Source organism: Kitasatospora sp. CM 4170, from assembly GCF_032110285.1.
Lineage (GTDB): Bacteria > Actinomycetota > Actinomycetes > Streptomycetales > Streptomycetaceae > Kitasatospora > Kitasatospora aburaviensis.
Genome location: NZ_CP134877.1, coordinates 2580927 through 2600893, shown reverse-complemented (window position 1 = coordinate 2600893; position 19967 = coordinate 2580927). Strand labels below are relative to the sequence as shown.

20 protein-coding genes are annotated in these 19967 nt (G+C 75.7%); 10 read left to right on the top strand and 10 right to left on the bottom strand.

What is annotated here, in order from left to right; all coding sequences use genetic code 11:
• The first annotated feature begins 78 nt into the window (after positions 1–78).
• Entirely contained in the window at positions 79–3345 is a 3267-nt protein-coding gene (locus RMN57_RS10495; protein ID WP_313763119.1) for an error-prone DNA polymerase, read from the top strand.
• 319 nt (positions 3346–3664) lie between these two features.
• Here RMN57_RS10495 and RMN57_RS10490 read toward each other — a convergent pair whose 3' ends face one another.
• A complete protein-coding gene (locus RMN57_RS10490; protein WP_313763118.1) occupies positions 3665–4498 on the bottom strand; it encodes a TIGR03084 family metal-binding protein in 834 nt (277 codons plus the stop codon).
• A gap of 223 nt (positions 4499–4721) precedes the next feature.
• Between RMN57_RS10490 and RMN57_RS10485 the strand changes: the two genes are divergently transcribed.
• On the top strand, positions 4722–5708 hold the full coding sequence (locus tag RMN57_RS10485; RefSeq protein ID WP_313763117.1) for a LuxR C-terminal-related transcriptional regulator: 987 nt from the start codon (positions 4722–4724) through the stop codon (positions 5706–5708).
• Here the strand turns inward: RMN57_RS10485 and RMN57_RS10480 are convergent.
• The 3 genes from RMN57_RS10480 to RMN57_RS10470 form a co-directional block, all read right to left on the bottom strand.
• Positions 5701–7242: an AMP-binding protein gene (locus RMN57_RS10480; protein WP_313763116.1), complete on the bottom strand. Its 1542-nt coding sequence runs from the start codon at positions 7240–7242 to the stop codon at positions 5701–5703. The genes RMN57_RS10485 and RMN57_RS10480 overlap by 8 nt on opposite strands.
• 73 nt (positions 7243–7315) lie before the next feature.
• Positions 7316–7750, bottom strand: coding sequence for a MerR family transcriptional regulator (locus RMN57_RS10475; protein WP_313763115.1), 435 nt, complete (start codon positions 7748–7750; stop codon positions 7316–7318).
• Positions 7751–7772: 22 nt separating this feature from the next.
• Positions 7773–8546: an SDR family oxidoreductase gene (locus RMN57_RS10470; RefSeq protein WP_313763114.1), complete on the bottom strand. Its 774-nt coding sequence runs from the start codon at positions 8544–8546 to the stop codon at positions 7773–7775.
• A gap of 285 nt (positions 8547–8831) precedes the next feature.
• Here RMN57_RS10470 and RMN57_RS10465 point away from each other — a divergent pair, with 285 nt between their 5' ends.
• From RMN57_RS10465 to RMN57_RS10455, 3 genes are all read left to right on the top strand, one after another.
• Entirely contained in the window at positions 8832–9290 is a 459-nt protein-coding gene (locus RMN57_RS10465; RefSeq protein WP_313763113.1) for a group II truncated hemoglobin, read from the top strand.
• Between the two features lie 119 nt (positions 9291–9409).
• Positions 9410–9958, top strand: a complete 549-nt coding sequence (locus RMN57_RS10460) for a GNAT family N-acetyltransferase (RefSeq protein ID WP_313767773.1) — start codon at positions 9410–9412, stop codon at positions 9956–9958.
• Positions 9959–9999: 41 nt separating this feature from the next.
• Entirely contained in the window at positions 10000–10380 is a 381-nt protein-coding gene (locus tag RMN57_RS10455; RefSeq protein WP_313763112.1) for a VOC family protein, read from the top strand.
• Between the two features lie 20 nt (positions 10381–10400).
• Here RMN57_RS10455 and RMN57_RS10450 read toward each other — a convergent pair whose 3' ends face one another.
• On the bottom strand, positions 10401–11075 hold the full coding sequence (locus tag RMN57_RS10450; RefSeq protein WP_313763111.1) for a maleylpyruvate isomerase N-terminal domain-containing protein: 675 nt from the start codon (positions 11073–11075) through the stop codon (positions 10401–10403).
• Positions 11076–11195: 120 nt separating this feature from the next.
• Between RMN57_RS10450 and RMN57_RS10445 the strand changes: the two genes are divergently transcribed.
• Entirely contained in the window at positions 11196–11843 is a 648-nt protein-coding gene (locus tag RMN57_RS10445; protein WP_313763110.1) for an NAD(P)H-binding protein, read from the top strand.
• A gap of 77 nt (positions 11844–11920) precedes the next feature.
• Here the strand turns inward: RMN57_RS10445 and RMN57_RS10440 are convergent, their stop codons facing one another.
• Complete coding sequence (locus RMN57_RS10440) at positions 11921–12703, bottom strand: class III extradiol ring-cleavage dioxygenase (protein ID WP_313763109.1); 783 nt, start codon at positions 12701–12703, stop codon at positions 11921–11923.
• Positions 12704–12844: 141 nt separating this feature from the next.
• Here RMN57_RS10440 and RMN57_RS10435 point away from each other — a divergent pair, with 141 nt between their 5' ends.
• The gene (locus tag RMN57_RS10435; RefSeq protein ID WP_313763108.1) at positions 12845–13330 is read left to right on the top strand and encodes a MarR family transcriptional regulator; all 486 of its coding nucleotides are present in this window, start codon (positions 12845–12847) and stop codon (positions 13328–13330) included.
• Between the two features lie 120 nt (positions 13331–13450).
• Here the strand turns inward: RMN57_RS10435 and RMN57_RS10430 are convergent, their stop codons facing one another.
• The 3 genes from RMN57_RS10430 to RMN57_RS10420 all read right to left on the bottom strand — a co-directional run bounded on the left by RMN57_RS10430 (position 13451) and on the right by RMN57_RS10420 (position 17061).
• Positions 13451–14704: an RNA polymerase sigma factor gene (locus RMN57_RS10430; RefSeq protein ID WP_380234586.1), complete on the bottom strand. Its 1254-nt coding sequence runs from the start codon at positions 14702–14704 to the stop codon at positions 13451–13453.
• Positions 14705–14867: 163 nt separating this feature from the next.
• Complete coding sequence (locus RMN57_RS10425) at positions 14868–15245, bottom strand: YciI family protein (protein WP_313763106.1); 378 nt, start codon at positions 15243–15245, stop codon at positions 14868–14870.
• 166 nt (positions 15246–15411) lie between these two features.
• Positions 15412–17061 carry a PucR family transcriptional regulator gene (locus tag RMN57_RS10420; protein WP_313763105.1) on the bottom strand — a complete coding sequence of 550 codons (1650 nt, stop codon included), beginning with the start codon at positions 17059–17061 and terminating at the stop codon, positions 15412–15414.
• 373 nt (positions 17062–17434) lie between these two features.
• Here RMN57_RS10420 and RMN57_RS10415 point away from each other — a divergent pair, with 373 nt between their 5' ends.
• Positions 17435–17884, top strand: coding sequence for a molybdopterin-dependent oxidoreductase (locus tag RMN57_RS10415; protein WP_313763104.1), 450 nt, complete (start codon positions 17435–17437; stop codon positions 17882–17884).
• A gap of 40 nt (positions 17885–17924) precedes the next feature.
• Here the strand turns inward: RMN57_RS10415 and RMN57_RS10410 are convergent, their stop codons facing one another.
• Complete coding sequence (locus tag RMN57_RS10410; RefSeq protein ID WP_313763103.1) at positions 17925–18344, bottom strand: TOBE domain-containing protein; 420 nt, start codon at positions 18342–18344, stop codon at positions 17925–17927.
• Positions 18345–18607: 263 nt separating this feature from the next.
• Between RMN57_RS10410 and RMN57_RS10405 the strand changes: the two genes are divergently transcribed.
• Positions 18608–18931, top strand: a complete 324-nt coding sequence (locus RMN57_RS10405; RefSeq protein WP_313767772.1) for a metalloregulator ArsR/SmtB family transcription factor — start codon at positions 18608–18610, stop codon at positions 18929–18931.
• A gap of 1 nt (position 18932) precedes the next feature.
• Positions 18933–19907, top strand: a complete 975-nt coding sequence (locus RMN57_RS10400; protein WP_313763102.1) for a cation diffusion facilitator family transporter — start codon at positions 18933–18935, stop codon at positions 19905–19907.
• Positions 19908–19967 lie beyond the last annotated feature (60 nt).

The following is a 19967-nucleotide window of genomic DNA, read 5'->3' as shown; positions in this document are numbered from 1 at the left end:
CAGCGGCCGGAACCGGCGGCCGGGGGGCAACAGCGGTGGGGGAGTCAACAGCAGAGCACGACCGAAGGCACGACCCCGATGGGCTTCACCAGCCACCCCACACTCCCCTGGAGCGAACTGCACCGGCGTCTGACCGGCGGCCGGCCCGACCCGGCCGGAGGCGAGGTCGTCCCGCTCCGCCGCCGCGCGCAGGAACGCGCCCCCCGCCCCGCCGAGCCGAGCGGCGCCCCGGCCTGGGCCGAGCTGCACGTCCACTCCGCCTTCAGCTTCCTCGACGGCGCCAGCGACCCCGAGGAGCTGGTCGCGGAGGCCGCCAGGCTGGGCGTCGGGACGCTCGCCCTCACCGACCACGACGGCCTCTACGGCGCGGTGCGCTTCGCCGAGGCGGCCCGCGAGGCCGGCATCGACACGGTGTTCGGCGCCGAACTGACCCTCCGCCACGAGCCGGACCCCGCCCGGCGCCCCGGCCGGGAGACCGAGCACCTGCTCGTCCTGGCCCGCGACCCGGCCGGCTACCGCAGCCTCTCCGCGGCGATCAGCGCCGCCCAGCTCGCGGGCGGGGCCAAGGGCCGCCCGGCGTACGACTTCGCGGCGCTGGCGGCCGCGCACGGCGGCCACTGGGCGGTGCTCACCGGCTGCCGCCTCGGCCGGGTGCCGGCCGCCCTCGCCGAGGGCGGCCCCGACGGCCGGCGGACGGCCGAACACCGGCTGCAGACCCTCGTCGAGGCGTTCGGCCGGGACAACGTGTACGTCGAGCTGATCGACCAGTGGCTGCCCGACGACGACCTGCGCAACGACGCCCTCGCCGCCTCCGCCGGCCGGCTCGGCCTGCCCGTCGTCGCCTCCACCAACGCCCACCACGCCGGCCCGGCCCAGGGCCGGCTCGCCCAGAGCCTCGCCGCGCTGCACGAGCGCCGCACGCTCCAGGAGGCGGCGGGCTGGACGCACGCGGCCGGTACCGCGCACCTGCGCTCGGGGCGCGAGATGGCCGGCCGGCTGGCCCGCTTCCCCGGCGTGCGGGAGGCGACCGTCGACCTGGCCCGCGCCTGCGCCTTCGACTTCACCCGGCTGGACCCGGAGCTGCCGGGCTACCCCGTCCCGCCCGGGCACACCGAGATCAGCCACCTGCGCGCCCTGGTCGCCGAGCGCGGCCCGGCCCGCTTCGGTTCCGGCAACGGCCCCGCCCGCCGGCAGCTCGCCCGGGAGCTGGACGTCATCGAGGAGCTCGACCTGGCCGGCTACTTCCTGATCGTCCACGACATCGTCGACTTCTGCCGGCAGGAGGACATCTGGTGCCAGGGCCGCGGCTCGGCGGCCAACTCGGCGGTCTGCTACGCGCTCGGGATCACCGCCGTCGACCCGATCCACTACAAGCTGCTGTTCGAGCGCTTCCTCTCCACCGCCCGCGACGGACCGCCCGACATCGACCTGGACATCGAGAACCGCCGCCGCGAGGAGGTCATCCAGTACGTCTACCGCCGCTACGGGCGCGAGCACGCCGCCCAGGTCGCCAACGTGATCACCTACCGGCCCCGGCTGGCGCTGCGCGACGCGGCCCGGGTGCTCGGCTACCCGCAGGGACAGGTGGACGCGTTCAGCCGGCAGGCCGACTTCCGCTCCACGCCCGGTGCGGACGCCGTCATCCCCGCCGACGTCCTCGCCCTGGCCGGCCAACTCCACGGTCTGCCCCGCCACTTGGGTATCCACTCCGGCGGCATGGTGCTCACCCGGGAGCCGATCGGCGAGATGTGCCCGACCGAGTGGGCCCGGATGCCGGGCCGGTCCGTGCTGCAGTGGGACAAGGACTCGGTGGCCGGTGCCGGGCTGGTCAAGATCGACCTGCTCGGCCTCGGCATGCTCGCCGCACTCCACGACACCTGCGACCTGATCGCCGAACACCACGGCGTGCGGCACACCCTGGCCACCGTCCCGGACGACGACCCGGGCGTCTACGCGATGCTGCGGCGGGCCGACACGGTCGGCGTGTTCCAGGTCGAGTCGCGCGCCCAGATGGCCACCCTGCCGCGGCTCAAGCCGGACCACTTCTACGACCTGGTGGTGGAGGTCGCGCTGATCCGCCCGGGCCCGATCCAGGGCGGCTCGGTCCACCCGTACCTGCGGCGCCGGGCCGGGGTGGAGCCGGCCGGCTGCCCGCACCCGCTGATGGAGAACGCGCTCGGCAAGACCCTCGGGGTGCCGCTGTTCCAGGAACAGATGATGCAACTGGCCATCGACTGCGCCGGGTTCACACCCGCCGAGGCCGACCGGCTGCGCCAGGCGATGGGCTCCAAGCGCTCGCACGAGCGGGTCGCCCGGCTGCGCGACCGGCTGCTGGGCGGCATGGCCGAGCGCGGCATCCCGGAGGAGGTGGCCGAGGACGTCTACACCAAGATCGAGGCCTTCTCCAACTACGGCTTCCCGGAGAGCCACGCGATCAGCTTCGCCTACCTGGTGTACGCCAGCGCCTGGCTCAAGTACCACTACCCGGCGGCCTTCACCTGCGCCCTGCTGGCCAACCAGCCGATGGGCTTCTACTCGCCGCTGAGCCTGATCGCGGACGCCCGCCGGCACGGCGTCCGGGTGCGCGGGGTGGACGTCAACGCGAGCGGGCCGCGGCCCACCCTGGAGCCGTACCGGGGGCCGACCCCGAAGCCGCCGCTCACCGCGGGGAAGCCGCAGCCGGCCATCCGGCTCGGCCTGGACACCGTCCGGGGGGTCGGCGCCCCGCAGGCCGAGGCGATCGCGGCCGGGCAGCCGTACGCGGACCTGGAGGACTTCGCCCGCCGGACCGGTCTGCCCGCGCCGGTGCTGGAAGCCCTCGCCACGGCGGGCGCGTTCGGCTGCTTCGGGCTGGGCCGGCGGCAGGCGCTCTGGGCCGCAGGGGCGTACGCGGGCGTCTCGGCGGCGCTGCTGCCCGGCACCACGCCGGGCACCGAGGCCCCGGTGCTGCCCGGGATGACCCCGGTGGAGGAGACCATCGCCGACCTCTGGGCCACCGGCAGCTCCGCCACCAGCCACCCCGTCCAGCACCTGCGCCCGCACCTGGAGCGCGGTGGCGCGCTGACCGCGGCCCAGCTGCCGGACGTGGCGCCCGGCACCGCCGTGGTGGTCGGCGGACTGGTGACGCACCGCCAGCGGCCGCCGACGGCGGGCGGGGTGCTCTTCCTCAGCCTGGAGGACGAGACCGGTCTGATCAACGTGATCTGCAGCCGCCCGGTCTGGGAGTCCCAGCGCCGTACCGCGCTCGACCGGGCCGGCCTGCTGGTCCACGGTCACATCGAGCGCGACCGCGGTGCCACCAACCTGGTCGCCACCCGGCTCGGCCCGCTGCGACTGGGGATCTGAGGACCGCCCCGTCGTGGCCCGGCCCCGGCCCGGCCCCGTCGCGGCCCTCGCGGCACTTGCGGCCCGATGGCGCCGACGGCGGCGACGGGCGGCCGGGGCCGACGCGTGGCGGGGGCCGCCGAGGGGGGCCGGCGCGGTGCAGCCGTGGGGGTGCCTGCGCCGCGCCGGGCCTCCCGGGTATTGCATCATTCGGGCCCGGACCCTGCACATCGCCGGAAGGAGTGGTTTGGCGCACCGGCGTGCGGAAGTGACGAACAGCCGGTCGATCGGAGGAGTCGATCCGACCCCGGCGGGCGGGGGCCGGCGGCCCCCGCTCCGGTCACTGCCCGCCGCCCGCCTTCCGCCCCCGGCCGGGGGCGCCCGCGAAGGCCTGCGCGATCGGCAGCCAGGCTGCCGCCGTCCCGCCGGTGGCGGTCAGGGCGAGGTCGTCCCGGTGCCGGCGCTGTGTCACCAGCAGGCAGAAGTCCAGCGCCGGGCCGCTCACCCGGTCCGCGGCGTCCGCCGGCCCCCAGGTCCACAACTCGCCGTCCGGAGCGGTCAGTTCCACCCGGATCGGGTCGGTCGGGGCCGGCAGGCCGTGCAGCGAGAAGGCGAACCCCGCCGTCCGCACCCCCAGGTGCGCGACGTGCCGGAGCCGGGCGGTCGGCTCCCGGACCACGCCCAGCGCGTCCGCGACGTCCTGCCCGTGCGCCCAGGTCTCCATCAGGCGCGCGGTGGCCATCGACGGGGCCTTCATCGGCGGCCCGAACCAGGGCAGCCGGGCGTCGCCCGGGGCCGCGGCCAGCGCGGCGGCCAGCCGTTCCCGTCCGGCCCGCCACCGGTCCAGCAGCTTCGCCGGCTCCTCGGCCGCGCCGCGCGCCGCCCCGTCCTCCACCGGGTCGGTGCCCGCGGCCACCAGTTCCCCGAAGACGCGGCCGGACTCCGCCGTGAAGGCCTCGGGGTCGCGGGCGGAGAGCTCCGCCCAGTCGTCGGTCCAGGCCAGGTGGGCGATCTGGTGCGCGATCGTCCACCCGTGCGCGGGGGTGTCCGCGGCCCATCCCGCCGGCTCCAACCCCGCCACCAGGCCGTCCAGCACCGCGCTCTCGGCCCGCAGGTCGTCGAGCAGGCCGGCCAGGACGTCCCGGGCGCCGGGGCCCTTCGGGTCCGTCGTCATCGGGTCTCTCCTTCACGTCTGTCGTCCGTGTCCGTCGTGGTTCGTGCCCGTGGCGGGCCGCACCGGTGGTGGCCGGTGCGGTGGAACCCGCCGCGGCGTGATGTGACTCGCGGGTAACCCAAGCCCGCACCCTACGCCCCACCCGGCGCACCTGCCCGGAACTCGGCGGAAGACGCCCGTCACGACCCTCGCCACCGGCTGCACCGCGTGTGAGAATCGCGCGATGACCAGGGCTGCGGACACCCCCACCCGTACGGCCGACGCCCGTTCGGCCGACGGCCGCGACGCCGGTGGCCGTGCCACCGGCAGCCGCAGCGCCGATCGCCCCGCCGCCGATCGCCCCGCCGCCGACGACCTCGCCCGCCAGGCCGCCGACCTGGTCCGGGACGCGGTGCTCGGCGACCTCGCCCGCCGGGTGGTCGCCGACTGCGGCGCCGACGTCGGCCTGGTCGGGGTGCCCGAGCCGGGCCGCCGCACCCGGGCCCCCGAGGGCATGGTGCTGCGGCACTGGGCCGGCACCCGGGCCGACCTGCTGCACGACCTCGCCGTCCCCGCCGGGACCGGACTCGGCGGTCGCGCGCTGGCCGAGCACGCCCCCACCTGGGTGCCCGACTACCGGGCCGCCACCACGATCTCGCACCACTACGACGCCGCCGTCACCGCCGAGGACCTCTACGCGATGCTCACCGTTCCGCTGCTGCACGGCGGCACGGTGCACGGCGTGGTGTACGCCTCGCTGCGCGCGGTCGTCCCGTTCGGGGACGTCCGGATCGCCGCGGTCACCCGACTCGCCGCGGCCGCCACCCGGGCGCTGGCCGGGGCGGCGGCCTGGAGCGGCCCGCCGGACCCCGGCCCGCTGGACCCCGGCCCGCCGGAAGCCGCCGCCCCGGCGCCTCCGGACCGGCTCCCGCGGTCGGCCGCGCTCCCACCGTCGGCCGCGCTCCCGCCACCGGCCGGGCTCCCGGCGGCGGACCGGCTCCCGCGGTCGGACCGGCCGGCCGCGCTGACCAGGCGCGAGCACGAGGTGCTGCGCTGGGCGGCGACCGGCCGGACCAACCCGGAGATCGCCGCCCAGCTGGGCCTCACCTGCAACACGGTGACCGGCTACCTGAAGAACGCCATGCACAAGCTCGGCGTCCGCAACCGCACCGAACTCGCCCTGGTGGCCCGCGAGTCCGGCCTGTTGGCGCCGGGCGCCGGCGTCAGTTGACCTTCCGCTCCCGCCCCGCCCAGTAGGGCTCGCGGAGCCGGAACTTCTGCAGCTTGCCGGTGGTGGTGCGCGGCAGCGCGTCCCGGAACTCCACCGAGGTGGGCGACTTGTAACCGGCCAGCCGCTGCTTGCAGTGCGCGATGAGGTCCGCCTCGGAGACGCCGGCGGCCTCCGGGCCCGGCTTGAGCACCACCAGGGCCTTGACCGTCTCGCCCCACTTCTCGTCCGGGACGCCGATCACCGCGGCCTCGGCGACCGCCGGGTGGTCGTACAGGCAGTCCTCCACCTCGATCGAGGAGACGTTCTCCCCGCCGCTGATGATGACGTCCTTCTTCCGGTCCGAGATGGTCAGGTAGCCGTCGACCAGGGTGCCGCCGTCACCGGTGTGGAACCAGCCGTCCCGGATCGCCTCCGCGGTCTCCTGCGGCTGGTTCCAGTAGCCGGACAGCACGACGTTGGAGCGGACCAGCACCTCGCCCTGGCCGTCCACCGCCACCTGGTTGCCGATCGCCGGGGAGCCGGCCTGCACCAGCTTCTCGGCCCGCTCGCCGGGCTCCAGGGCGTCCCACTCGGAGCGGCCGCGGTTGACCGTCACCACCGGCGAGGTCTCGGTCAGGCCGTAGATCTGCATGAACTCCCAGCCGAGTTCGGCCTCGACGCGCTGCACCACCGAGGTCGGCGGCGGGGCACCGGCCACGATCATCCGCACCCGGTCCCGGCCGGGGACGGGCCCGTCCCAGTCGGCCGCCGCGTCCAGCACCATCTGGACCACCGCGGGGGCGCCGCACAGGAAGGTCACCCCGTGCCGCTCGACCCGGCGCAGGATCTCGGCGCCGTCCACCTTGCGCAGCACGACGTGCTGCGCGCCCAGCCCGGTGAGCACGAACGGCAGGCCCCAGCCGTTGGCGTGGAACATCGGCAGGGTGTGCAGGTAGACGTCCCGGTCGGTGGCGCCGAAGTGCAGGCCCATCAGCACGGCGTTCAGCCAGATGTTCCGGTGGGTGAGCTGGACGCCCTTGGGGCGCGCGGTGGTTCCACTGGTGTAGTTGATCGTCGCGGTGTCGTCCTCACCGCACTCGTACCGGCGCGGCGCGTGGTCGAAGTCGTACAGCAGCGCGTCGCTCTCGGCGCCGAGCACGAACTTGTGCTTGGCGGTCACGCCGTCCAGGGCGTCGGCGACCTCGGGGTCGACCAGCAGCACGGACGCGCCGCTCTGCTCGACGATGTACGCCACCTCCTCGGCCTTGAGCCGGAAGTTCACCGGCACCAGCACCCGGCCGTGCCCGCTCACGCCGTACAGCGAGGTCATCAGCCGGGCCGAGTTGTGCGAGACGATCGCGACCCGTTCGCCCGGCCCGACGCCCAGCCGGTCCAGTCCGGCGGCCTGGGCCCGGGCCAGCTCGGCTACCCGGCGGTAGGTCGGTTCGCCCCAGGACAGGGCGGGCTGGGCCGGCTCGTCGACGATGCCGACCCGGTCGCCGTAGACGAGCTCGGCCCGGTCGAGGAAGTCCATCACGGAGAGGGGAATCTGCATGCGCCCACTGTCCTCCGCCCGCGCCGCGCTGCACACCCCCGATCGGGGGTGTCACCCGTTCGCGCCGCCCGCGTCAACTCCCGGCGGCGGCCGGGCCCGTGCCGGCGCCGGCCCGGGCGGCCCCCGCGCCGGCCGCACCCGTCCCGGCGCCGGCCCGGGCCTTCTCCGCCGCCGCCAGGGCGGCGACCAGCCGGTCCCGGGCCGCGCTCTGCGCCTCGATCCGCCGCTCCAGGACGGCCAGCCGCTCCCGGGCGATCCGCAGCGCGGCGGCGGACGGCGGGGCGGCCAGGACGTCGTGGTCCAGGCAGCCCAGGAACGGCCGGACGTCCTCCAGGGTGAACCCGGCGGCCAGCAGCGCACGGATGTTGCGCACCCGCACCGCCGCCGACTCGTCGTACTCCCGGTAGCCGTTGGCGGCACGCGAGGAACCGATCAGCCCGGCCTGCTCGTAGTGGCGCAGCGCCCGGGCCGTGCTCCCCGTCACCCGCGCCAACTCGCCGATCAGCACCCCGCCCCGTCCTTCCGCCCCGTCACCCCACGACGGCGCCGCCGTCGACGGGCAACACTACTCCGGTGACGAACGAGGCCGACGGCGCGGCCAGCCGGGTGACGGCCCAGGCGACCTCGGCGGGCCGGCCGATCCGGCCGAGCGGGGTGTGGGCGATCTGCCACCGCCGGACGGCCGCCCGCTGCTCCGCGCCGAGGCCGGAGTGCTCGCCGATCGGCGTCTCGATCGCCCCGGGCGCCACCGCCACCACCCGGACGCCGCGCGGTGCGAGCTCCACCGCCCAGCTGCGGGTGGCCGACTCCAGGGCCGCCTTGCTCGCCGCGTAGACCGAGTTCCCCGGCCAACCGCGCTGGCCGACCGCGGTGGTGACGTTGACGATGACGCCCCGGCTCGCCTCCAGCGGCGCCAGCGCGGCCTGTCCGAGCAGCAGGGCGGCGGTCAGGTTGGTGGCGAGCTGGGCGTCGATCCCCGCCCGGTCCAGGCCGCCGACGGCGCCGCTGCGGACGATCCCGGCGTTGTTGACCAGGACGTCCAGCCGTCCGTACCGCTCCACCGCCGCCCGCACCACCGCCTCGGGGGCGCCGGGCGCGGTGATGTCCGCGGCCAGCGGGTGGATCCGGCCGGGGTGGGCGCCCGCCGTCTCCGCCAGCGGCTCGGCACGCCGGCCGACCGCCACCACCCGCACCTCCGGGCCCTGCGCGGCGAAGGCGTGCGCGGTGGCCCGGCCGATCCCGGTGCCGGCCCCGGTGACCAGGACGACCCGGGAGACCGCCTCGTGCTCTCTGCTCTCGTTCATGCCTGCAGCCTCCAACCCTGCCGCCAGCGTCAAGGTCAAGCGGCGGACGGGAAGGCCGACGGCCGGGCAGGGCCGAACGGAGCGCCGGCCCGGCCCGGAAGGCCCGGACGGGAAGGCCCGGCCCGGAAGGCCCGCACCGGGAGGGCCCGGACCGGGAATGCGCGCCTCCACTTGCTGAGCCCGCGGCGAACAGGGGCCCGCGGGGGGACCGGCTGCACCCGCGGCGCTGTTAGGTAGGTGTCGGACAGAAGGTGCCGACGCACCCACCACGGGGAGAGAACACTCATGAGCGACGAACGGTCCGGAAGCTTGTACGACGCCATCGGCGGCATCGAGGCGCTGCGCCGGCTGAGCAACACCTTCTACGAGGGCGTGCTGGCCGACCCGGTGCTGGCGCCCGTCTTCGCGAACTTCACCACCACCCACATCGAGCACGTCGCCGTCTGGCTGGGCGAGATCTTCGGCGGCCCGGCCCGCTTCACCGACGAGCTCGGCGGCCACCAGTCGCTGCTCCGCTCGCACCTGGGCCTCGCGATCACCGAGGAGCAGCGCGGCCGCTGGATGGAGCTGATGGGCGAGGCGGTCCGGAAGGAGCTGCCCGACGACGAACTGCTGCGCCGGCGGGTGCTGGAGTACTTCGACTGGGGCACGAAGATCGCCAAGGACGTCTCGGCGGCGCCGGCCGGCGCGGACCTCGGCGACCCGGGCCCGACCCCGCGCTGGGGCTGGGAAGGCCTCAAGTGACGTCCACCGCCGACCTGCCCACCGCCGACCTGCCCACCGCTGACCTGCCCCCGGCCGGGGCGGCCGCCCCGGGGGCGGCCCTCGACGCCGACCTGTCGCTGTCCGGTGGCGGCCTGCTGCTGCGCCCGTTCCGGGACGAGGACGCTCCGGCGCTGATCGGGATCCACCGCGACGAGACGCTGCGCCGCTTCACCCGGACCCCGGTCAACGACCCGGCCGAGGCCGCCCGCTGGCTCGAACTGCAGCGCCGCGGCTGGGCGGAGGGCCACCGGTACAGTTTCGCCGTCCTGGAGCCCCGGGACGGTGGGGGCGGAGGCCGGACCGACGGCCGGGACGACGTCCCGGCCGAGCTGGTCGCCAACGTGGTGCTCAAGCGCGCCGATCCCGGCGGCCCGGCGGCCGAGGTGGGGTACTGGACGGCCGCCCCCGCCCGCGGCCGGGGCGTGGCCCCGCGCGCGCTGGAGGTGCTCACCGGCTGGGCGTTCGCCGCCTTCGCCGCCGACGGGCTGGTCCGGCTCGACCTGCTGCACCAGGTGGACAACGCGGCGTCCTGCCGGGTCGCGGAGAAGGCCGGGTACGGCTTCCGGTCCGTGCTCCCGGCCCTGCCGCCGGAGTTCCCGCTGGACGGGCACCTCCACAGCCGCTCCGCGCTCTGCTCGTCGACATAACCGCTGGACCGGGAGGGAGGAGCCGGGCCAGAGTGGCCGACATGGCTTCTCTGGTACGACACATGACGATCGACTGCGCCGACCCCTACCGCCTGGCGCACTTCTGGGCCGAGGTGCTGGACGCCAAGGTGAGTGACGACGACAACCCGGGTGACCCGGAGGCGCTGGTGGAGACGGTCGGCGCCGGGCTGCTCTTCATCCGGGTGCCCGAGGGCAAGTCCGTGAAGAACCGCGTCCACCTGGACGTCCAGCCGCAGGACCGCACCCGGGACGAGGAGGTCGAACGCCTGCTGGCGCTCGGCGCCAAGATCCACGGCGACCACCGCACCCCGGACGGCAAGGGCTGGGTGACCCTGCTCGACATCGAGGGCAACGAGTTCTGCGTCGAGCGGAGCAAGGCCGAGCGGGACGCCACCGCCTGACCCGGCGCCGTCGTCGGCCGTCAGCCCTCGGTCACGGCCGTCCGCCAGGTCCACGAGGACCTGCGCGGGCGGCCGTTCAGCTCTCCGCGCCCGGTGTGCCAGAGCAGGACGTCGCCCGGATCGCCGGGTGGGGCGTCGACGGTGAGCCGGTCCAGCACCGCCGCGCTGAGCCCGGCCGGCGGCCGCCAGGGCAGGCCGAGACCGAGGGCGATGTCATGGGTGTGGAGCAGCAGTTCGGAGACCCCCATCGCGGCGAAGCCGGGTGGGTCGAACGGCCCGAAGTGCCAGGCCCGCAGGTCGGACGGCGCGGCGTCCAGGGCGGTGGCCAGCAGCCGGGCGCAGGCGGTCACGACCGTGAGCACCTCCGCGGGCCCGGCCGCCGGCGGCACGGTGAGGTCGAGCGGCAGGTAGCGGTCGGCGGGGCGGGCGGCGAGCTGGCCGGCGTAGGCGAGCAGGTCGTGCGCGATGTGGACGGCGGTCTCCCGACAGCTCCACTCCAGCGGTCCGGCCGGTGCCGACCAGTCGCGGTCGTGGGTGTGCGGCCCGAGGGTGCGCAGCACCTCGTCGAGCGCGGCCCGGACGTGGTCGCCGCCCATCGGTCCGCCGCCCGTCGTGGCCGCGACGGCCGTCGCGTCGGTGGTGGTCGTGCCGGACGGGTCCGGCCGCGGGGTGTCTTCCCGGGTGTCGGCGTTCATGGCGCCAGCCTGCCACCCGGCGGCAAGCGGACACCCGACCGCGTGTCAGTTCCGGCCGCCGGCGGGGCGGGTGCTAGAGGTGGGACGCACCCCAGCAGCGCACCGGAAGGCAGGTACCCCATGGCCGGCATCGCCGTGATCGGAGCCAACGGCAGGATCGGCGCCGCCGTCGTCGCGGAGGCCGTTGCGCGCGGGCACCGGGTGACGGCCGTGGTCCGCGACCCGGCCCGGCACCGGGGCACGGCGGCGGCGGTCCTCCCCGGCGACGTCCTGGAGCCCGGGGACGTGGCGCGCGTCGCCGCCGGCCAGGACGTGCTGGTGAGCGCCGTCGGCGGTGGTGACGGAACGGGCCACCGGGCACTGATCGAGCCGGCCGCCCGCTCGCTGGTCGAGGGCCTGCGGTCGCTCGGCGGTGAGGCGCCCCGGCTGATCGTGGTCGGCGGCGCGGGCAGCCTGGAGACGGCACCGGGCGTCCGGGTCTGGGACACGCCCGGCCTGCCCGAGCGGGTGCTGGAGATGATGCACGCGCACGGCGCCGCCCTGGCGTACCTGCGCACCGTCGTGGACGTCCGCTGGACGGTGCTCTCCCCGGCGGCCGAACTGGTGCCGGGGGAGCGGACCGGCCGCTACCGCACCGGGCTGGACCAGCTGCTCGGCGACGCGGCCGACCGTAGCTGGATCTCGGTGCCGGACTACGCGGCGGCGCTGGTCGACGAGATCGAGCAGCCCGAGCACATCGGCGAACGCTTCACCTGCTGCGCCGTCTGAGCCGGCGGGCCCGGGAGGGGTCCGGAGGCGGCGAGGTGGCGGGCGCGGGGCAGGGTCCGCGCGCGGGAGCCGGCGGCTCAGCCGAGCTGGATCGAGCGCTTGGCCAGCCCCATCCAGAAGCCGTCGATCACGCTGCGCTGGCTGCCCAGGTCGGCCTCGCCGGCGCCGAGGGTGACGAACAGCGGGGCGAAGTGCTCGGTGCGCGGGTGCGCGAGCCGTCCGGCCGGGGCCTTGCGCTCGAAGTCGAGCAGCGCGTCGAGGTCCTCGGCCTCCAGGGCGCGCCGGCCCCAGTCGTCGAACTCGGCCATCACCGAGCTGATCCGGCCGTCGGTGCTGAGCGCCCGCAGGTTGTGGGTGAAGAAACCGCTGCCGATGATCAGTACGCCCTCGTCGCGCAGCGGCGCGAGCCGGCGGCCGATCTCCAGCAGCCGCTGCGGGTCGAGCGTGGGCATGGAGACCTGGAGGACCGGGACGTCGGCCGCCGGGAACATCTCCACCAGCGGGACGTAGGCGCCGTGGTCGAGGCCGCGGTCCGGGACGTCCTGCACCGGGGTGCCGGGGGCGCGCAGCAGCTTCCGTACCCGCTCGGCGAGTTCGGGCGCGCCGGGGGCGGCGTACTGCACCCGGTAGTAGTGCTCGGGGAAGCCCCAGAAGTCGTAGACCAGCGGCACGGGGTTGACCGCGCCGAGGGCGAGCGGCGCCTCCTCCCAGTGCGCGGAGACCACCAGGATCGCCTTCGGCCGGGGCAGGTCGGCCGACCAGGCGGCCAGCTGTCCCGGCCAGACCGGGTCGTCGGCGAGCGGCGGCGCGCCGTGCGAGAGGTAGAGGGCGGGCATGCGCTCGGGGGCGGCGGTGCTCATGGCGGCTTCCTCGGCTTCCTTCCGCGGGCGTCCCGACCCCGGCCGGACCGGCCGCCCCGGGGCAGGTAGTTCAATTTTGAACCTCGACACGTCGACCGTACACCTTCGTTCGAATTTGAACAACAGGAGTAGGCTTCCCCCATGCCCTCCACGCCCCCCGGAAGCGAACCGCGCTGGCTCGACCACGACGAGATGGCCGCCTGGCGGGGCTTCGTCACCGCGAGCAACCTGCTGAACCGCCGGCTGGAGCGCCAGCTCAAGGAGGACTCCGGCCTCTCGCACACCCAGTACGAGATCCTGGTCCACCTCTCCGCCGCGCCGGCCGGCTCGCTCCGGATGACCGAACTGGCGGAGAAGCTGGTCACCTCCAAGAGCGGTCTCACCTACCAGGTCACCCAGCTGGAGCGGATGGGCCTGGTCGGCCGCCGCTCCTGTCCGAGCGACGTGCGCGGCGTGTTCGCCGAGCTCACCGACGAGGGGCGTGAGGCCCTGCGACAGGCTGCCCCGGGGCACGTCGCCCTGGTGCGTGAACTGCTGATCGACGTGCTCACCCGGGAGCAGCTGGCCGTCCTGGCGGCGGGGCTCGGCGAGGTCAGCGCCCGACTTCGGTTGGACGACGGGGCGTAGCCGGTCGCGTCGCGCGGCCCGGGTCACGGCGCGCGGTCCGGGTCACGGCGCGCCGCCCCGGCCGCCGGTGTCGTCCCGGCAGGTCCGTGGCGCCCCGGCCGCCCGCGTCGCCCCGGGTCGTCAGGCGGGCTCGCGGGGTGCGGGGCCGCCCGTCTCGTGCGCCCGGACCAGCAGCAGCTCCCGCTCCCGGACGTTGCGGGTCAGCGCCGCCGCCCGCTCGAACTCCGCCCGCGCCTCGTCGGTCCGTCCGAGCCGGGCCAGCAGGTCGCCGCGGACGCTCGGCAGCAGGTGGTACTCCTTCAGGGCCGGCTCCGCGGCCAGGGCGTCCACCAACTCCAGTGCGGCCGCCGGGCCCCGGGCCATCGAGACGGCCACCGCCCGGTTCAGCTCCACCACCGGGGACGGCGTCAGCGCCATCAGCCGCCCGTACAGCGCGGCGATCGTCGTCCAGTCGGTGTCCTCGTAGCGGACCGCCCGGGTGTGGCAGGCGGCGATCGCGGCCTGCACCGAGTACGGCCCGGTGCCCGCGCGCTGCAGCGCGGCGAACCCGCGCCGGATCAGCAACCGGTCCCAACGGGTGCGGTTCTGGTCGGCCAGCAGCACCGGCTGCCCCTCCGGGCCGGTCCGGGCGGCCGTCCGGGAGGCCTGGAACTCCAGCAGCGCCGCCAGCCCGTGCGCCTCGGGTTCCTGCGGCACCAGCCCGGCGAGCACCCGGGCCAGCCGCAGCGCGTCCTCGCAGAGGGCGGGCCGGAGCAGGTCGTCGCCGGCGGTGGCCGAGTAGCCCTCGTTGAAGATCAGGTAGACGACCTCCAGCACGGAGGAGAGCCGGGCCGCCCGGTCCTCCCCGTACGGGACCTCGAACGGGACGTTCGCCCGGGCGAGCGCCCGCTTCGCCCGGACGATCCGCTGGGCGACGGTCGGCTCGGCGACGAGGAAGGCGCGGGCGATCTCCTGGGTGGTCAGCCCGCCCAGCAGCCGCAGGGTCAGGGCGATCCGGGCGTCGGCGGCCAGCACCGGGTGGCAGGCGGTGAAGATCAGCCGCAGCAGGTCGTCGTCGATGTCGTCGGGCTCGGCCGGCTCCGGTGGCGGCACGTCCTCCAGCGACCGCCCGACCTCGGCGAGCTTGCGCGCGTACGTCTCGCGGCGGCGGACCAGGTCGATCGCGCGGTGCTTGGCCGTCGTCATCAGCCAGGCGCCCGGTCGGTCGGGGACGCCCTGCTCCGGCCACTGCTCCAGGGCGGCGACCAGGGCGTCCTGGGCCAGCTCTTCGGCGATGCCCACGTCCCGCACGATGCGGGTGACACCGGCGATGATCCGGGCGGACTCGATCCGGAACACCGTCTCGACCGCCGCGGCCGCATTGGTCTCGCTCACGGCCACTCATCAGAGCAGCTGTCCGGGAGCGGGGCAAACGCGGACGCGGCGGTCGGGGTGGGGGTGACGGGGATCAAACGGAATCAGACGGGTTCAGATGGATTCAAACGGTTCCGGACGGGGCCGGGCGGTGCGGCCCGTGCGGGGGCGTTCCGCGGGACGCTCAGGCCTCCGGCGGGGTGGCCGCCTCGTCGATCTGGCGCAGCTCGGCGCCGACCTTCCAGCTCTCCGGGTGGGTCTGCAGGAACCGCTTGGTCCACTCCACCGCCTCGGCCATGTCCTTGCACTGCATGATGGCGTAGCCCCCGACGACCTCCTTGGTCTCGGTGAACGGGCCGTCGGTGAAGCTCAGCTTCCCGCCCTCCCAGGTGATCCGGGTGCCCTCGGAGGTGGGCAGCAGGCCGGCGGTGTCCAGCATCACCCCCGCCTTGGTGATCTCCTCGAACAGCGCGCCCATCCGCTGCTCGAACCCCGGGTCCGCGGCCTGGAGGTCGGGGGCGTTCTGCTCGTCGATGCGGATCAGCGACATGAAGCGCGGCATGGTGACTCCTCGGTCCGGAGGCGGGGCCTCTCCCCGCCTCTCACCCCTGCGTCGAACGGGTGGCGGCCGGATCGACAGCCGCGCCGAAATTCTTCCGGGGGATCTCCGGGCCGGCCACCGGGGTGGGCCGGCCTGCGCGATTCCGCCCGGCCCGGCGGGGGTGCCGTCAGCCCGCCGGGGTGCAGAGCAGGGCGGTGCGCAGGTCGAGCCGGTCGTGCAGGCGGGCGAGGTTGCGGCCGGTGAGCTCCTCGATGCGGCGGACGCGGTAGTGGACGGTGTTGACGTGGACGTGGAGCACCTCGGCGGTGCGGGCCCACGAGCCGTCGTGGTCGAGGAAGGCCGCGAGGGTGCCCAGCAGGGAGACGCCGTTCTCGCAGTCGTGCGCGGCGAGCGGGGCCAGCAGCCGGGCGTGGTAGGCGGCGGTGACCTCCGGCGGGATGCCGCGCAGCAGGCCGGCCAGCGAGTCCAGCTCGGCGGCACTGCCGACCGGTCCGCCCGGCCCGTCCAGGACGTACCGGGCCTGGACCAGTGCCGACCGCAGCGCCGCGGCGGTGGGCGGCGCGGCCGGGCCGACGCCGAACCGCAGGGTACGCCGCCCGGTGAGGCGGGCCTGGAGCGCCGGCCGGGCCCGGCGCAGCCGTTCGGCGACCCGCTCGGCGGGCGCGGCGACCAGGGCGACGGCCCGCCCGGCCGGGTCGGTGCCGACGGCGCAACGGGCGCCCAGCGGTTCCAGCGCCTCGGCGAGCGCGTGCGCCGCCCAGGCGGGCGGGGCGTCGGCGGGGAGCGGGGCGTCCGGGCGGCCGCCGTCGATCCGCGCGGCGACGGCGACCAGCGGCCCGCCGGTCGGGCCCCCGGCCAGGCCGCAGGCGGCGAGCGGTTCGGCGAGGTCGGCGGGCCCTTCGGCGGCCAGCGCGGCGAGCAGGGGTCCGGCGGCCCGGCGGCGGGCGGCCGCCTCGGCGTGGGCGCGGGCGGCGAGCGGGGCGAGCAGCTCGGCGAGCCCGGCGAGGACGGGTTCGGCGGCCGCGTGTCGGACGTGCGGGCGCAGCCGCCAGCCGTCGAAGGGGGAGTCGTCCTGCGGTCCGACCGGCAGCCCGTCGTCCCGCTGGCCGTCCCGGTGGCCGTCCCGCCGGGCGTCCCGGCCGCCGTCCGCGGCGCGCCGGCCCGTACCCCGTCCGCCCGGGGCGTCGTCGGCCCCCGCCGTCCGGGCACCCCCGGCACGTGCGGCGCTGCCGCGCCCGGCGCCCGTTCCCGCGCCGCTCGCGCTGTCGGCGACCAGCCGCCCGCCGGCGGTGACCAGCGCGCAGTCCGGCACCCCGAGCCGTCCGACCACGTGCGCCAGCACCTCGCCGGGCCCGGTGCCCGCGTGCAGCAGCTCGGCCAGCTCGCGCCGGACGGTGTCCGGGATCGCGGCCGCGTCCTGGGCGCCCGCCCGCAGGTCGCCCCAGAGCCGCAGGTAGACGCGGTCGGTGACGGCGCGGAAGCTGACCCCGGCGGGGACGGCGAGCAGCGGGATGCCGTGCGTGCGACAGGCGTCGACCAGGCCGTCCGGGACGCTGCCGTGGGTGGCCTCGCCGGCCAGCAGTGCGGCGACGCCGGCGCTGCGCAGGGCGGTGGCGAAGCGCAGCGCGCCGGTGTCGTCGGCGGGCCGCCACCAGACCAGGCCGGTCAGCACCAGTTCGCCGGGAAGGAGGTAGCGGGCCGGGTCCTGGAGGTCGGTCGAGCTGATGCCGGCGACCTGGCGGGTGAGGAGCTCCGGCGTCCCCCAGGCCAGTCGGATGGGAAGGTCGTCCAGGTCCAGCAGGTCGCCGACGATCATCTCTCGCTCCTTGTGCTCCGCGCCGGGCAGTGCGTCGCAACTGCAAGTCGGATCAGCGCAGAAGCATCGTAGATGCAAGTGTTGACCTCGGAAATCCTCTTGGTGGATCGTCCAGGGCGGACCCCTGTGAATGGTGTCGGGAACCAGTCGTCCGCCCCATTGCCCGGTTGCTTCAATCGGTGCGGGGCGCGCCGACCGTCTCCTCCGGCGCGCCCCTCGTCCCCCGTGCGCACCTGCTGGCCGATGAGTACTCCATCCATCGCAGCTGCGACTGAATTCTTCCTTTCGCGGCCGCAGATGCGAATGGCCGGTTGGGCGCCCGGGTAGCACTCCTCCCGGACCGCACGGGCGCGGTCCGGGAGGAGCGTGGGGCATGGGAGCATCCGTGAGGGTCCGGCTGCACGGTGACCTCGACCGGCCTGCCGAGCTGACCGTCGAGCAGCTGCGCGCCCTTCCCGCCCACCGCGTCGCCGTCAGCTTCGACTGCCTGACCGAGGGGGAGCAGCACCACGGCTTCGAGGGGCCGGCCCTGCTGGACGTGCTCCGGGTGGCCGGCCCGCGGATCGACTTCACCGGCCGCAAGCAGCGGCTGCGCTTCCTGCTGTCGGTCAGCGGCGCCGACGGGCACCGCGCCGTCGTCTCCTGGGCCGAGATCGACCCGGACTTCGGTGGGCAGCGGATCCTGCTCGCCACCAGCATGGACGACGCGCCGCTGGACGACGCCGGACCGCAGCTCGTCGTCCCCGACGACCGCTGCGGGGCGCGCTACGTCAGCGGGGTGACGGCGGTCTGGCTCGGGCAGGTCGGCGAACCGGCCTGCTGAGCCGCCCCTGTCTGCCGCAGGGGCGGCTCGTGCGGGGCGCTCAGGCGGCCGCGAGCGAGACCTCGGTCGACTTGATCAGTGCGACCACCGGCGATCCGGCCGTCAGGCCGAGCTCGGCCGCCGCGTCGGCGGTGATCGCGGCGGTCAGCGCGCCGTCGGCGACCTCGACCTTCACCCCGGCCATCGCGCCGCCGGTGGCGACCTCGGCGACCGTGCCCGGGATCCGGTTGCGGATGCTCAGCCCGTCGACCGCGCCGGTGGCCAGCGCGACCTCGGTGGACTTCACCAGCGCCTGCACCGTGCTGCCTTCGGCGAGGCCGAGGTCCCGGACGGCGTCGACGGTGACCGCCGCGGTGAGCTCCTGGCCGGACGCCAGCCGGACCTTGACGGTGGCCATCACCTCGCCGGTCGTGACGGCGGTGACGGTGCCGGGGAGCTGGTTGCGGATGCTCAGGCTCATGGGTGCTGCCTCGTTCTTTCGATCATGGAATGCGGGTCCCCGATCGTGCCGTGATCAACCCTAGTGGCAGGGAAAGCCGCAGGTCAGGTCGGCAGTCGGGGTCATCGCAGCTGCCAGCCCGGGGGGTGGATCGGGCTCGCAACTGCCCTGGCCGATTGTTCAGCCTTCACTGAATTCAGTTTCAGCTGTACTGTTGACCCATGGAACCGACCGCCGGGAACGCCCGGAACCCGCACCTCCCCGCCGAGGCGCAGGAGGCGGCCATGGAGCGGGTCGGCAGGGCCCTCGCCGACACCAGCCGGCGCCGCATCCTGCTCGCCCTGCTCGACGCGCCGCACTACCCGGCCGACCTCGCCGACGAGCTCGGGCTGACCAGGGCGAACGTCTCCAACCACCTCGCCTGCCTGCGCGACTGCGGCTTGGTCCGCACCGAGCCCGAGGGGCGCCGGACGCGCTACCACCTGGCCGACGAGCGCCTCGCCCACGCCCTGCGGGGCCTCCTCGCGGCGGTGCCGCCCCTCGACCCGGCGGCCGCCCCCGCGCTCGACGCCCCCGCCCTTCATGCCGCTGCCCGGGAGGAGCACTGACATGGGTGCCGACCACGCCGCCCCGACGGCCGCCACCGTCAGCGGCGCCTACCGCCGCCGGATGCTGCTGACCATCGCCGTCACCGGCGGCGTCCTCGTCCTCCAGGTGATCGGCGGCCTGCTCTCCGGCAGCCTCGCGCTGCTCGCCGACTCCGGGCACGTGCTGACCGACCTCTCCGGCGTCACGCTCGCCCTGCTCGCCGTGCAGGTCGCGCAGCGCTCGCCCACCCTGCGGCGCACCTTCGGCCACTACCGGCTGGAGATCCTGGTCGCGCTGGTCAACGCGGCGCTGCTGATCGGCGTCTTCGCCTGGGTCGCCTCCCGGGCCGTCCAGCGCTTCGGCCGACCGGTCGAGGTGCAGGGCGGGCTGATGCTGACGGTCGCCCTCGTCGGCCTCGCCGCCAACCTCGTCGGCGTCGCCCTGCTGCGCGGCGGCAAGGACCACAGCCTCAACCTGCGCGGCGCCTACCTGGAGGTGCTCGGCGACGCCCTCGGCTCGGTCGCGGCGATCGCGGCCGCCGTCGTCATCCAGCTCACCGGCTGGCAGTACGCCGATCCGATCGCCTCGCTCCTGATCGGTGTGATGATCCTTCCCCGCGCCTACCTGCTGGGCCGGGACGCCCTGCGCGTCCTGCTGGAGGCCGTGCCCGAGGACGTCGACCTCGCCGAGCTGCGGAGCCACCTCCTCGCCGAGGGCGGCGTGCGCGAGGTCCACGACCTGCACGCCTGGACGATCACCTCCGGCATGCCCGTCCTCACCGCCCACGTGGTGACGGACGGCGCTCCGGCCGACCTCCTGGCCCGCCTCCGCGGCTGCGTCGCCGACCACTTCGGCATCGCCCACGCGACACTCCAGCTGGAGTCGGCGGCGGAACCCGGCCAGGAGTCCCACTCGGAGTCCGACTCGGAGTCCGGTCCGGAACCGGCCCGGGGTTCGGCCGGTCGGGTTCGCTGCGTGCGGCCGGTGCACGCCTGACGGACCGGCACCGTCCTACGGCCCCGGGGGCGGGTGGCTCCCGGGGCCGTGCGCTGCGCG

Excerpts from the sequence above, each read along its gene's own strand:
- RMN57_RS10410 (WP_313763103.1), bottom strand. The coding sequence starts at position 18,344 with ATGAGCCTGAGCATCCGCAACCAGCTCCCCGGCACCGTCACCGCCGTC.
- RMN57_RS10405 (WP_313767772.1), top strand. The coding sequence starts at position 18,608 with ATGGAGCGGGTCGGCAGGGCCCTCGCCGACACCAGCCGGCGCCGCATC.
- RMN57_RS10435 (WP_313763108.1), top strand. The coding sequence starts at position 12,845 with ATGCCCTCCACGCCCCCCGGAAGCGAACCGCGCTGGCTCGACCACGAC.
- RMN57_RS10420 (WP_313763105.1), bottom strand. The coding sequence starts at position 17,061 with ATGATCGTCGGCGACCTGCTGGACCTGGACGACCTTCCCATCCGACTG.
- RMN57_RS10445 (WP_313763110.1), top strand. The coding sequence starts at position 11,196 with ATGGCCGGCATCGCCGTGATCGGAGCCAACGGCAGGATCGGCGCCGCC.
- RMN57_RS10495 (WP_313763119.1), top strand. The coding sequence starts at position 79 with ATGGGCTTCACCAGCCACCCCACACTCCCCTGGAGCGAACTGCACCGG.
- RMN57_RS10490 (WP_313763118.1), bottom strand. The coding sequence starts at position 4,498 with ATGACGACGGACCCGAAGGGCCCCGGCGCCCGGGACGTCCTGGCCGGC.
- RMN57_RS10455 (WP_313763112.1), top strand. The coding sequence starts at position 10,000 with ATGGCTTCTCTGGTACGACACATGACGATCGACTGCGCCGACCCCTAC.
- RMN57_RS10450 (WP_313763111.1), bottom strand. The coding sequence starts at position 11,075 with ATGAACGCCGACACCCGGGAAGACACCCCGCGGCCGGACCCGTCCGGC.
- RMN57_RS10470 (WP_313763114.1), bottom strand. The coding sequence starts at position 8,546 with ATGAACGAGAGCAGAGAGCACGAGGCGGTCTCCCGGGTCGTCCTGGTC.
- RMN57_RS10400 (WP_313763102.1), top strand. The coding sequence starts at position 18,933 with ATGGGTGCCGACCACGCCGCCCCGACGGCCGCCACCGTCAGCGGCGCC.
- RMN57_RS10425 (WP_313763106.1), bottom strand. The coding sequence starts at position 15,245 with ATGCCGCGCTTCATGTCGCTGATCCGCATCGACGAGCAGAACGCCCCC.
- RMN57_RS10485 (WP_313763117.1), top strand. The coding sequence starts at position 4,722 with ATGACCAGGGCTGCGGACACCCCCACCCGTACGGCCGACGCCCGTTCG.
- RMN57_RS10440 (WP_313763109.1), bottom strand. The coding sequence starts at position 12,703 with ATGAGCACCGCCGCCCCCGAGCGCATGCCCGCCCTCTACCTCTCGCAC.
- RMN57_RS10415 (WP_313763104.1), top strand. The coding sequence starts at position 17,435 with ATGGGAGCATCCGTGAGGGTCCGGCTGCACGGTGACCTCGACCGGCCT.
- RMN57_RS10465 (WP_313763113.1), top strand. The coding sequence starts at position 8,832 with ATGAGCGACGAACGGTCCGGAAGCTTGTACGACGCCATCGGCGGCATC.
- RMN57_RS10480 (WP_313763116.1), bottom strand. The coding sequence starts at position 7,242 with ATGCAGATTCCCCTCTCCGTGATGGACTTCCTCGACCGGGCCGAGCTC.